At 36.2% G+C, this 13899-nt stretch carries 11 protein-coding genes; 1 reads left to right on the forward strand and 10 read right to left on the reverse strand.

Going from position 1 to position 13899, the window contains the following annotated elements; genetic code table 11:
- Positions 1-531: 531 nt before the first annotated feature.
- Positions 532-3234, reverse strand: coding sequence for a tetratricopeptide repeat protein (locus BM086_RS09265; RefSeq protein WP_092325746.1), 2703 nt, complete (start codon positions 3232-3234; stop codon positions 532-534).
- 556 nt (positions 3235-3790) lie between these two features.
- On the opposite strand from BM086_RS09265, the gene BM086_RS09270 reads away from it, so the two are divergent.
- Positions 3791-4000, forward strand: a complete 210-nt coding sequence (locus tag BM086_RS09270; protein WP_092325747.1) for a hypothetical protein — start codon at positions 3791-3793, stop codon at positions 3998-4000.
- A 191-nt stretch (positions 4001-4191) separates the two neighbouring features.
- Here the strand turns inward: BM086_RS09270 and BM086_RS09275 are convergent, their stop codons facing one another.
- The 9 genes from BM086_RS09275 to BM086_RS09310 form a co-directional block, all read right to left on the reverse strand.
- Complete coding sequence (locus BM086_RS09275) at positions 4192-5997, reverse strand: hypothetical protein (RefSeq protein WP_092325748.1); 1806 nt, start codon at positions 5995-5997, stop codon at positions 4192-4194.
- Between the two features lie 14 nt (positions 5998-6011).
- Positions 6012-7493, reverse strand: a complete 1482-nt coding sequence (locus BM086_RS09280; RefSeq protein WP_092325749.1) for a hypothetical protein — start codon at positions 7491-7493, stop codon at positions 6012-6014.
- A 99-nt stretch (positions 7494-7592) separates the two neighbouring features.
- The gene (locus BM086_RS09285; RefSeq protein WP_092325874.1) at positions 7593-8543 is read right to left on the reverse strand and encodes a helix-turn-helix transcriptional regulator; all 951 of its coding nucleotides are present in this window, start codon (positions 8541-8543) and stop codon (positions 7593-7595) included.
- 342 nt (positions 8544-8885) lie between these two features.
- Complete coding sequence (locus tag BM086_RS09290) at positions 8886-10112, reverse strand: ADP-ribosylglycohydrolase family protein (RefSeq protein WP_092325750.1); 1227 nt, start codon at positions 10110-10112, stop codon at positions 8886-8888.
- 41 nt (positions 10113-10153) lie between these two features.
- Complete coding sequence (locus BM086_RS21590; RefSeq protein ID WP_255367795.1) at positions 10154-10282, reverse strand: hypothetical protein; 129 nt, start codon at positions 10280-10282, stop codon at positions 10154-10156.
- Between the two features lie 5 nt (positions 10283-10287).
- Complete coding sequence (locus tag BM086_RS09295; protein WP_092325751.1) at positions 10288-11130, reverse strand: TIGR02452 family protein; 843 nt, start codon at positions 11128-11130, stop codon at positions 10288-10290.
- A 388-nt stretch (positions 11131-11518) separates the two neighbouring features.
- Positions 11519-11803: a hypothetical protein gene (locus BM086_RS09300; RefSeq protein ID WP_092325752.1), complete on the reverse strand. Its 285-nt coding sequence runs from the start codon at positions 11801-11803 to the stop codon at positions 11519-11521.
- A gap of 413 nt (positions 11804-12216) precedes the next feature.
- Positions 12217-13287, reverse strand: a complete 1071-nt coding sequence (locus tag BM086_RS09305) for a hypothetical protein (protein ID WP_092325753.1) — start codon at positions 13285-13287, stop codon at positions 12217-12219.
- A gap of 215 nt (positions 13288-13502) precedes the next feature.
- Positions 13503-13847, reverse strand: a complete 345-nt coding sequence (locus tag BM086_RS09310; RefSeq protein ID WP_092325754.1) for a phenylpyruvate tautomerase MIF-related protein — start codon at positions 13845-13847, stop codon at positions 13503-13505.
- Positions 13848-13899 lie beyond the last annotated feature (52 nt).

The following is a 13899-nucleotide window of genomic DNA, read 5'->3' on the forward strand; positions in this document are numbered from 1 at the left end:
AAAGCCTTTATCTCCGCTTCATCGGTTTAAATTATTAACTTGATAAAAATTTTACGGTCTCAAGAGCAACTTGTCAACCACTTTTATTTCAAAGATTCAATATCCATATAGTAATTTTTCACTTCAGTTCTTTGACATTATAACGAAATTCTCAAAAATAATTGTTGACAGCCAAAATAAATCTCTTTATGAAAAGAATCAAGAAATGTTTTTTTTACTGAGTAAGGTCTTCGGGCTGGAAAAGGTTGCTCGTTTCTTTTTTGTTTTGCTTTGCTTTGGAGTTCTCTTTGGTAGCTGTTTTAATAAGTTCTGGCAGCCCCTGTGCTGCATTAGTTTTTGCTTTTTCATTCGCCCCCTTTAAGATAAGCGTATATTCGGAATGTGCATATTCGTCAGGTAGATTTAAACCAATGCATATTAGACACTGATATCGATAATAATCCAAAATTTATAGTGTAATCTTTTAAGGGTCACTGGGTCATAGGAACAAATATCTTATACCTTCATTATGATGATGAAAATTTCTTCATTTTATTTGATTTTTTCTAATAGTTGTTTAGCTTCTTCCACTCCCTGTGATGCAGATGCAGCAAGCCATTCTTTTGCCTTGTTTATGTTTTTTTCTCCAGTAAGACCACAATAGTAAAATCTACCAACATTATACTCAGCGTATTTATTTCCCTGCATTGCTGCCTTTAAATAATAATCAAATGCCAAGGAAAGATCCTTGTTTACGCCTTTACCCATTTCAAATAACTCACCTAGTTGAAGCTGCGAACGCTTATTGTTGCGTTCGTCTCCGTTTTTATACCACTTAATTGCTTCCTCTATATTATTCCTTTCTTCATATATTCCGCCTAAAATATTTGGCGCAAAAGCATCACCTGCCTCATACGCTATTTCAAACCACTTAATAGCTTCTTCAAAATTATTATTCTTATTATAAATATCCCCCATCCATAATGCAGCTCCACTATTTCCTTCCTCATAGGCCTTTTCAAAGCAAGCCATTGCAGATTCATAGTTTATCTGAGTTCCATGACCTTCCATATACATGATTCCCAAAAGCACTAATGCTTCACTATCTCCTCTTTCAGCTCCGATATTATACCATTTAAATGCCTCATCATAATTCACTGGTACTATGCCATTTCCCCATTCGCCATCATAAAAAGCCCCCACTTCAATTGGCGCATAAATATCCCCTAGTTCGCTTGCTCTAACATAACAGTCAAATGCCATTTTATACAAAGACTTGGTGTCTTTATAGATATCCCCTAATTTATGATATGATGCCGCATCATCTCTCTCTGCGCCTTTTTTATACCACTTAATTGCTTCCTCTAAATTATTCCTTTCTTCATATAATACGCCTAATATATAAGGTACATCAGCCTCACCTGCACCTGCCTCATACGCTATTTCGAACCACTTAATAGCTTCTTCAAAATTCTTATTCTCATAATAGATATGCCCCACGAGAATTGCAGCTTCACTCTCTCCTTCCTCATAGGCCTTTTCGTACCACTTAATAGCTTCTTCAAAATTCTTATTCTCATTATAAATATCCCCCATCCATAATGCAGCTTCGCTCTCTCCTTCTTCATAGGCCTTTTCAAAGCAAGCCATTGCAGATTCATAGTTTATCTGAGTTCCATGACCTTCCATATACATGGTTCCCAAAAGCACTAATGCTTCGCTATCTCCTCTTTCAGCTCCGATATTATACCATTTAAATGCCTCATCATAATTCATTGGTACTATGCCATTTCCCCATTCGCCATCATAAAAAGCCCCCACTTCAATTGGCGCATAAATATCCCCTAGTTCACTTGCTCTAACATAACAGTCAAATGCCATTTTATACAAAGACTTGGTGTCTTTATAGATATCCCCTAATCTATGATATGATGCCGCATCCTCTCTCTCTGCGCCTTTTTTATACCAAATAATGGCGGTATCAATATCATTTTTATTGATATAATATCCCCCCAACTTTTCAATAGCCCGAAAACACCCTCCATTTGCGGATTTTTTTAACCACTCAAGCCGTATATGTTCATTTTTTTCAACCACCTCACCGTTTTTATATAACTCCGACAATTCATTTTGTGCAAATAAGTCACCTTCATTTGCCATGAAATGAACCTCATTGATTACCTCTGTAATAATACTAATACGTTTATCAGAATTCTTTTTATAAGTGTATGCTGTGTTCAATTTGCATAAAGGATCACCTAGTGCAGTTCCCTTTTTTCGCCAATGTATAGCTTTTTCTCGATCCTTTAAATTCACAGCGGATCCATGAGTATATAGTTCTTCAAGATGATACATTGCTCTTGGATTTCCGGATTCTGCAAGTTTGTTAAACATCACAAGCGCTTCGATTATTTTACAATCAAGAAGTTTTTGCTCAGCATCTTTAATATCATAATCATCTACTGAATGATTTATGATAGACTCTTTTTCTTCCAATTCAATGACAAAATCCGTATCCAATACACCACTGTTGTTTTTTGTATATTTGACAAGAAGATAATCAACTCCTGCAATTTCGACTTCACGCTTTACGGATTCTTTTATCTCCAATTTAGTATTATTACTAAGTTCAAAATCATCAATGTCCTGATATATTTTGTCAGACCACTCCTGTGTGTCTATTGTTCCATCTACAGCGCATTGTTCCATAAAGCATCTATAAACTACTTTAGGAGCCTTCAATTTACTAATCTGATGATTCTCTAATGATCCGGATGGAATTTTCTGGTTTAACGCGATCAGAACACCCCTGTTATAATCCCGGACCTTACTTGGAACATTTCCATTTTCATTTCTGTATTCACCTAAAAACAAGGCAAGAATCTCACCATCATAGTCATCTATTTGTTCTAGAGCACTTTGTTCCTCTAAATCTAAGACGCACATCCTATATAGATTTTTTATAGCATTACTATTCTTCGTAACCGCATCTATAACAGCATCTAGTTGCTCGTGAGATTTCCGATAGTTCTTAACATAAACAGACATAAAAAGCTGTTGTAACTTAGCCAATGATTTAATGCCCCTAACTAAATACTTCTTTCCGTCTTGATTTAAGGTAATAGCATGAAAGAACGTCTTATACCATTTTTCTGTCTTTATTTTCTCAAAATCTTTCTCTTGAGCGGAAAAAACTTCATTTGCAGCTTCTATTAAATCCTTATCTGACATCAGTTCAGCATTGTACTCAATCATTTTTACCACCTTTCAGAATTTTAGTTTACTAACATCTGCCATAGTAGCCTTCTTTTTCTCTATTATAAAAGGGCAAGATAAGAATCCGAGCCTATGCTTACCTCTTTTTGTGGTTTTTGGTACCAATGAGTCATTATACTAAAAACCAAATTTGTTTGTTATCCATAATAATATGTCCCTTTATAATCTATTCAGAAAGTACTAAGCTTATTATCATGAATAAAAAGGCTGTCACATGCCGCATAAAACTATTCCATAGTATTCTTTCAATGAAACCAGATAGTTTAGTGAACACATATCTTATCATTTCATCCTTCAATTACTGTTGCATTGTTACATATATCGCGGTAAAATAACATATGATATATAAAAACATAATTCTTCATGCTAAAAAACCATTACGCTCTAACAATTATCATCAGACAAAGAGATTATATTCTAAATCTATGAAGTAGGCACTTTGAAAGCATTTTTGCCTAAAAAAGCTAATAGATATCTAAAGCTATCCCTTTTTCTCCACTGCAAATTTTTCATCAGGAAAGGAGGCATTTACCATATGGAAAAAGATGTTGCTTCATTTATCGACTTGTTTAAGCACTTAGATAAAGAATCCGAGCAAGGAACTCTTAAAAAATCGGATGTTCAACAAGCATTTAACAAGTTTAGATTGTTAACAAACGATAGCACTCTCCAAAAGTACTTTAGTGATCAAGAAGTAAAGTCAATTGGAGCTAGATTATCAACAATGCTTTCAAAATTTAGTTGATATTGTAAACATCCTGAAAGTCTCATGCTCAAACAACTACTCTAGAGGGCGGTGGTTTTTACCGCCGCCTTTTCAAAGTGTATCGTACAGATGCCACCCGCTATCTCTCTTATCCATTCAGAATTTCATATACGACAACTTAAATAACATAGTACCTACGAGTTTACAATTAAATAACTGAAACTTCGCAGTTAAATAACACATTGAATTTCTTGGATCATTTTTATCCAAGCCACATTTCTAGATTCCTCTAATGGAATCAGTATTTTTGTATCATTATTCTTTCTTTCAGAGAAGAAACCACGCATTGTTAGATTTTTCGTCTTAGGGTCATAAGTCATTTGTTCTATTTCCCCATAATAAACAAATACTTTTTCAAATGCATAATTAAATGACATCCCCTCAGTTGTGAACACATATCCTGCACTCCCATTTTGACGAATAGAAGTATCAATAAAGCCAATTACATCTTTTTCGCGCACTTTAACAGCATATTTTGCCAAAGCATTTTTCAGTTTCTTATGTTTAATCTCATAATCGGTTCCAAAGTCCTTAACCATATAAGCTGAATCAGACCCACGACGTATCTCATCAATATATTCTCCGATTATTCTCTCAATTTCATATTCTGTTGATGTATTATAGCCCCCTAACTCATTAATAAAGTTCTCCAAGCCTTTTCTAAACGCTCGAATACAGTGTTTATTTTTATCAATCCGCTTTATTTTGACATTATCGTCACCGTTTACCTTATTTCCAGCTTCATTAAACCATTCGACATTGTATGCACATATTTCTAATCCAAATTCATTCTCGGTAGCGAATTTTACTTTGTCAATAGGAACAACTGCAATTAATCCATCGATAAATACAAAATATGCATCATTTGTTAAAATAAGAAAATACTCACTGTGTTCTTCACCATTGTCATACATTTCTTCGATTTTAATACCAATGACAAATCCGTTCTCTCTAGATTTAGAATGTAGCACACTTCCATGTAAAAGTTTGTTTGATATAGTCATGAAATCAGTATCATCTGTAATTTCTTTATTTAATATTTGAATTGTTACAAGGTTGGCTAAGAAGCCATAGTTCCATGCCTGCATCACTGTATAGGAAGCATCTATGAAAAAACGATCAAATTCAACTGCTGCCATATACAATGAGTGTTCATCACATGGTTTACCAACTTGAGAATTTTGTATTTTAGGCTGGTAGTCTTGATTATTGCCTTCAATTTGAATAATAAAATCTGAATCAGTTATTCCATCATCTTTATTGTATTTTTCAAGAAGATAATCTACTCCCGCAGTTTCAACCTCACGCTTTACAGATTCTTTAATCTCACGTTTCGAATTGTCACTCAATTCAAAATCTCTAATATCTTCATATATCTTGTCACACCATTCTTGTGTATCTATAGTTCCATCTACAGCGCATTGTTCCATAAAACATCTATATACTACCTTCGGTGCATTTAACTTACTAAGCTGATGGTTATCCAGCGCTCCAGATGGAACTTTTTGATTTAATGCAAGCAAAACTCCTTTATTGTACCCCTGAACTGATTGGGGAACCAATCCATTTTCATCCCTATATTCGCCCAAAAACAAAGCTAATATTTTCGCATCAAAATCATCAAGTTGCTCTAAGGAGCTTTGTTCCTCAAGACACAAGACACATTTTCCATACAGTTTTTTTATAGCCTCACTGTTTTTGGTTACAGCAGCTATAACATCATCAAGCTGCTCATGAGATTTTCTATAGTTCTTAACATAAACATTCATGAAAAGTTGCTGCAATTTTGCCAACGACTTAATGCCTCGAACTGCATACTTCGTCCCATCCTGATTTAAAGTAATTGCATGAAAGAATGTATGGTACCATTTTTCCGTTTTAATCTTCTCAAAATCCTTCTCTTGAGCTGAAAAAACTATATTTGCAGCTTCTATTAAATCCTTATCAGACATCAATTCGGCATTGTACTCAACCATAACGTTTCCACCTTTCAGAATTTTAGATTGCTAACATCTGCAGTAGCAGCCTTCATTTTCTCAATTTTTGTATCTGTGTTGTCATTAATTTCGGCGACTTCTTGTATGATTTTCTTTTCCAATAAAGCTGTATTAGCAACTTCTCCACTGGCAATCGCTAATTCCATTCTACCTTTTCTTGCTGCCATATATAAATCAGCTCCCACAGCAATAGTGAACCGGCCAATACCGACAAAATTTACCCTTAAAATAAACTTCCCTCCAAAAGCAGCAACATTCCCACATGACTCAATTCCTGCTCTAATAGCAGCATCCCCTATATCAACTGCGCAAAATGTTCCGGAAGCCACCGTCATCATTCTAACAATTGTGCGATTGTTAACTGGTAAAAGGCGTTTCCACTCTATTTCCATAAGAGACCGCTTAACACGCATTTGCTCTATGAATCTGCGTATAAAAAAGAAAGCCCTAACAACAATTTCATTAATTACTACTGGAATCGCCTGACGTTTAAGTTCCTTCTTTATGGCCAACTCAGTCCTCATGTCAAATTTACTGCTCGCTCCATCAAATAGATTATTGAACACCCCTAAATCCAATTGGCTCTTCCCCGAACCAATTCCGTTCTGAAAAGCTTTTCTCAAGTTTTCTGCAAATGCAGTGTCTTGAAAGCAAGGCAGTGCAGATAATTCCTTTAGTGTTGACATAACCGTACCAGGAATGCCAGCACCATCATTTCCCACCTTTACGGAAGATATGCTCCCCGCCATATCGCTTATCAAATGTCCTTTTCGATTCTTTAGGGTCTTCGCAACATTAAAAAACCAATTTATAATTCCTGCAAAAACCTTCCCAAAGGCTTTATCACTTACAAAGTTTCCATATTTATTAACCGTAACTGGTAATGTGATTATTTCCCCAGATGAAGGATGATACTTTGCAGTTCCAGTAAACTGAACAATAATGCAACTAATCATTCCTACAAGCGTAGGGTGATGGCAAAAATCATCCAAGCGATGAGAAGTTGGACTCACCCCGGACCCTGCAAAATTCCAGCCAGTATCTCCTGGTAACACATATAATTCTTCAAGGAATTCAACAGCGGAAATATGGCTGTCGGGCTTTCTTTTTATCCACTTTCCTGTCTTATCCACACCATCACACCACTTAGCATAACCTGAATGTTTTTTTGCGTATGCAACTATCTTTTTGGCTATCTCTTCGCTTGCTTTTCCTTTAGCCTTTCGAAAATCCCATTCCCCAACCCAAAAAGAATCTATGAGACCAGCGATTATTCCGCTACTAACAGCAAGTGCATAATCATATCCATCTGCTTGATTTGTCAAATTCTCAATTTCATCATATGCGTCATTAAGATCGTCTAAAAATTTCTGTTCTTTCTCAGTAAGTGGATTTTTAGCTTCTGCATCATCAGGTATTACTAAAGTATACTTCACCCTAAAATCATCAACCGAATTCTGATATTTATATTCCATAACCACCTCTTAAGCCAAGTGCATTGTTCCATAAAAGGTCTACTACACATACTAAGAAGATTATTCAGTGATAGCAATTCATATTCTATATCTTGTTAGTTAGAGTACTTTTATCCTGTCTCCCTGGCTTCTCAACCACATATCAATTCCATCGCCAAATACTTCTGCCTCAATGACATACTTCCCTTCGTCTTCACTAATGATTTTTGCTGTAGGTAGCCGATCAAGCACTGCCTCGACTGCATAACCGGTATATTCAAACTTTACTTTTCTCAGCTTACCGCCATACATGAACTGAATGCGTTTCCTATATTCGCCTTCCTCAAACTTATTTCTGTAAGGAGTGCTAAAATGCTCGTCTGTTATGCTGAGTTTACGGATTCTATCAATCCTATATATTGTAGGAAAAGCATCGTTTGGATCTGCAAAAGCTTCTTCCCTATTGATGTTCCTGATTCGGCCTGCAAGATAGAAATAAAATTCGGAGAACATGATTGCCAATGGCTCTACTTCCCTATGCTTTGGTGTATGCCCTTGAACTCCTTGATAATCAAACTCAATTACATATTGGGAAGATATTGCATTTCCAAGGAGCATCATCTTATCCAGAACCTTTTGTTTATTGGTCAGCTCAACATAATGGAACCGCTCATTCCTCATGAGATCAGTTACTTGTTTTTGATTCTTTATTGGAACGCAGCACTCTATTAGTCGATCCAGGATGTTACCCATTTCTTTTTTTGAAAAAGCTCTACTGCTCAGGATAATTTTACATATTGCAATAATTTCATCATTTGTTAGTTTAAGGTTGTCCGCCTGTTCTATCCGGTATCCTTTTATGGAATAGTCATAAATCAGATTGTTCGGAATACCATCTGTCACAGCCTGGTTATCGAGAAACAGCCTAATCTGTTCGATGTCTCTTTGAATGCTCTTTTCTGACACTCCAAAGCGTGCTGCTTCTTCTGCTTTATAGATAATTCTTCCATTCATGAGCCTTGAATAGATTGACAAAGCTCTACTGCTTTTTCCCTCTCGTTCTTCTAGCATTTCCACACCTGTTTTTGTTTTAATAGTAGCAACTACATTGGACACATGTTGACCTTTATTGCAAATGTCATAAGATATAAAAAAACGGGAATTCCACAAGGAATCCCCACTTCTTATTATACCACCGTCGGTCCTATATATTATATAATCACGGATGTTATTTATTAAATTAACATTATTATCCATATGGTTATTCGTCATCGCAACAGTCCTTAGAACTTTCTCAAAATCACTGTCAAATCCCCTGAATTAGTCCGAAACTATCTGATTTTGATGCTTTTCAGATTGAATCCCTGTGATGTAAGCACCGAAGGTTTGTTTGTATTTTCGGCGATTTCACATTCAACGATCCCAGCTAATGATTCCACGGGATATAAAATAAAATGTACGCAAGTCTTCTTTTAGCTGATTTGCTTTCTTTCCGGTTTCTGCATCTGCTCCACTTTCTATAATGCTGTCGCATATTTTCATACAGGTTGAATAACGCTTTATATAACCAAAATACTCTGCAATTTCCAATAACCTCTTATCACATCCTTTTCCTGGTTCCAATACTTTTATTTCCTCATACAACTCCTTCATAAGCTCAATTGTTCCAACCCGTTTGCCATTTTCAAAATTTATCTCCACCTGGTCTCTTAATCTATCGTGAAATCCTTTGTAAAACTCTTCAATAGAATGATCTAGAGGATATTCCCAGGGATTTGGCATATTAAAGCTCTGTTCACCAAATGCTTTGCTTTTCTTACCGATCACAACAAGGTTATAAAAATCAAAATCCTTTCGTGTAACCTCGCGTTGTTCAATAAGGTTTTCTTTTACAGAGGCTCTAATTTCTTCTGGAATCTCATATATAGCTTCAGCTAATGCTCCTGCCATGCAAGCAATCGTATCACTGTCCCCACCCAAAGAAACTGCGTTTCTGATAACATCCTCAAAAGACTCTCCTTCTAAAAATGCAATAATTGCTTCCGGAACAGATTTCTCACATGATACATGGAATGAATAATCTGGCCGAATATCATCAAGTTTCCTGTCAAGGTTATAGCCAAATGTATCAGTTATGTACTTTTTAAACTCATCCTTACTACTTCCCGTCCGTAAAAGATAAATCCCTGCCGCAATGGCCTGAGCTCCCTTGATGCCTTCTTCATGATTATGTGAGGGAGAAGCGGTTATCACTGCAATACGGAGAGTATCCTCAAGGGAATCACAAAACCATCCCACTGGTGAAACTCTCATAGCTGAGCCATTTCCATAGCTGCCATATGGTTTTCTGCTTTCATCTTTTAGCCACTTAGCAAAACGACTGCCGTATCCGGCATCTGGAAACCTTCTGCCATAATATACCATGTATTCTATGCACTTATCATATAACTTCTGCTCATAACCATCCCGTTTTTCTTTAATATCCTCATCACAATCAAGAAGCGCCCTTGAAATCGCCATTGTCATAAAACTATCATCTGTAATAGTGCTGCATTTAGTAAGGAGAAAAAAACGTTTATCTTTGATATTATTAAATTCATATATACTTCCTACCATGTCACCAATAATCGCACCTATCATCCAAGACCCTCCATACAGACAATCACGCCAAATAAATGTCCTTATATATTACTTATAAGATATGACATAGCCACCATCTGACCATATGTGCCCACTACATGTAAAACACTTTGATAAAGATCAGTGCTATCAACATTATCAGCATAGGTACATAGTGTCATTTTTCTCATTCTCTTCACCTCGTTAAAGGCTTAAGTGTTCTTTCAAAAATCTGATAATTATTATTTCCTCTGCTATATATCGCGTACTCAATGAATTTAAAGTTACTAAGATAGTCTTTCAGTACATTCTTGGCAGCAAGTGCCACTACCTCAGGCTTGTTTTTAAAAGCTCCGCAACCAAATGCACCAAGAATAATGACTTCAATCTGGTTTGCTTTTGCCACATCCAGTATTCTACGTAACCGATTTTCATGAAGCGCTAATAGATCCACATCTGAAATTGTTACAGGTGCAGCTCCGTCTTCCGGATTGAAAAAGTTTGTAGGATTTGTCTTCAGGTTCGGAGCGGCACATGTAATGACATCTACGTTATACCAGTCTGCTTCCGGCATAGTTTCAGGCCTATCAGTATCCTTCTTAAATACTGTAACATCAGGAGTATAAATAATGTCATCATTATGAATTGGATCCTGTGCTTTACGATGTGGAGTATAAAAGCCATTCCACATCTCTGGCGTATCTAGGCAAAAGTACAAGGTAGAACATCTGCAAAGGCACTCTTCCTGCGCTGATGAGCCATGAACTACTCCGCCACCTGGATTTGATGCAGATGCAAAGTTAAGAACAGCCGTCTTGTAGTCCTTATAATAAGATGCCGCCTCTAAGGTCCTCTTTTTTGACACGATGACTTTTGCATATTTTTCATATACAGTAGCATTACGACAATCAGGTCTATCAGTTTCTAGAACAATTGCCTGTTTGCGTCTGGATCTTGCAATATTCGCCGATAATTTCAGATTTGTTTTACACATTAATTCAGTATCTTCAAAGATACTGATATTCTCTTTTCTTCCCATATTTCTCCTTATCATTTAGCGCGAAGAAGCCACTCAATAAAAGCATAAATCAACAATCTTAATTGCATCCATTCTACACTGATTATAGTACGGACAATTATCACAGAAAGATTTGCTTCCTCGATCATCATCCAAAGTACAATTCTTTATCCAAAATACCGATCTTTTCATAATGTCTACCATCCTTTCACAACTGGTACATTTGGATTTTATTCCCCCCACTAATTTGACTAATTTGAGCATATATCCTGTTTATATTTTCATATTACAAAACAGTTTGGACATTTATTGTCCTTTACAATAATAGGTATCAAAAAACTGGCACTAGACCATATTTTAATTGTAGTTTTTTAACATCTAGAGTCCGTTGTATACTATTTATGCACCTTTATAGGACGCATATCCATGGTAATGGTATTATTTTTTTCTTATATCGTTTCACAACTTCCTGGCAGTCACGTTTGCCTAGTTCTTCGCCACATCCCACAGCTGCGGGAAGTCCATAAGAGATTATTAGGAGCATCTTGGATGTTGCAATGTGACGTTTGAAAGTTTTACATACTCCTTCGATAATGCTTTCAAAGTGCTGTTTCATTACCTTTGAAGTAAAGAAATCCTCATCTGTCATTTTGGCTTTTGCTTCGTTAAGAAGCCTTCTTAATACTTTTGCCATACTGGTTTTCCTCCAGTTTACTTTGAAATGATTTAAAGTCGCTATTTGTAAATATTGTATGTTTTGTAAAGTTTATATATACGAAAAGAGCCAAGGCCGATAATATGAGCCTTGACTCTGCTAAGAAAAAAAGCCCTGGAAAAATCCAAGTCTCTACAAGCAATAATACAGTTTAAAAACTACAGATAACAGTAATAATATACCATTATAATAATACTTTATAAAATATGAACAGCTAAGTGCTATGACTGCATAAATTATCACCAAGTATGGGCGTTGTTCGATAAATAGCTGCATGTCAGTCACCATTTCCTTAAATGAATCAAGTCTGCATAGGCAAATAAGACCGGAAAGAGCAGTAATGCCTGATGCAAAAGTCTCATTAGCCCCTCAACAACTGTAAACACCACTTTTTAACAATATTTTTTTACATATTCTCCAAAGAATGGCAGGGCAATCTCAGCTGTTCCGTATGATTCGTCACTGTCTTTCAGTATACCCATTTTCTTAAGAGCGGTGCTGTATACCTGATAACTTCCACCGTTCTTCATCTGAGAGACAATTTCCTTTCTTTTCTTTGGGCCATTGCATACAATCCTTAATATTTCCCGTCCGCCTTCCGGTATTTCTTTCCAGATCTTTTCATAACACTGAGCGAACAGTTCTGACTTTGCCTGCTTTATGACATAATCCATCCCTTTTTCCTTATGAATGAAGTATGCACTTCCAAGGACCTGGTATGCATACGCAAATCCCTTCGTATCCTGTGCAAAACGGATAGCATCTTCTTCCTGCATATCGAGTTTATCTTCATATACTCTAGCCATGGCTGGTGTCGCAAAGGGTTCTGTTTTTATTTCATATGCCCTCTTAAAGAATGTAAGATTGTCTACTTCTCCCAGTTCATAAAAATTCTGATACACACCGGAACAGATAAGAAATACGGGCCAGGGTATGCCATCTTCTGTTTCATTTCGGATCAGTTTTGCATATACTGAACAGAACTGTGTCATCGCTTCTGTTTTAGCTATATCATCAATGCCTATCATTATTTTCTTTTTATTATTTATAAGTATGCCTATGAGCTGTTCAAGCCTTACTTCTGCGTCATAATTTATTTCTGCATTGTAGCTTGCATTTATCCCGATTATGGGCACAGAAGCGCTGAATTTTGTTTTTTCCGAGATAAGTGCCCTCTTTATTTCTGTTTCTAGCTCCAAATAAGAAAGTATTGTGTTTATAGGGTTCCTTGCAGAAGAAAGGTCATATACAAGCCATCCTCCATCTTTTTTCTCTTGCTCTCTGTAATGTCGCAGGATGTTACCATATAATACTGTCTTTCCAGAGCCTCTGACACCAATGATTTTAAATACATGCTCAGAAGGCGGATTATATCTGAAGTTTTCATATACCTGCTCTTCTAACCCAGTTGGAATATTTGCATCTCCTGACCTTCCCGGAGTATGTGTAAATGGATTTTTCATTTTGCGCTTCCTCCATTACAAGTATTTACACGTTTTACATATTTTACAACTTCTTACAGGTATTTACAACTAATTATACCCTTATATTTGATTTACAACTATTTACAGTTTTGGCAATATTCGCTCATAACATTATATGCTTTCTCTCTATCGAAACCTCTGTGTAACCGGCTAATGAAACAGCCTCTTTTAATGAGCTGAATACATACACTTTATTAGAAATTGTTTCCATTCCATCCCCAATCATCTGATCCGAAGTAACGGATGTACATATGGTCCGGAGCAATTCCAAGAATGTCCCCATATATTCCTGTCAGTTCTTTTGTCATCCTGCCGTATACATCAGAAGATGCATTACCATAGATCTTAACTTCAATGAATGCTGTAGGCTGAGAATCATCACCTCTGAAATACATAGGAATGTCACCCTCGATTGCCAGCATGAGCCAATTCTCACTCTTTCCAGGTATAATTGAAATAGCCTGGCCAAGACGCTCTTTAAGCTGTGTCTCTTTTTCCTTTGATAATGTAACGTTTGTCTTTGTTGAAATAAATGGCATAGTCCTTCTCCTTTATAATATTTTCTACTTCATCAGTATATATACTCTGCAT

Source organism: Butyrivibrio sp. YAB3001, assembly GCF_900112195.1.
Lineage (GTDB): Bacteria > Bacillota > Clostridia > Lachnospirales > Lachnospiraceae > Butyrivibrio.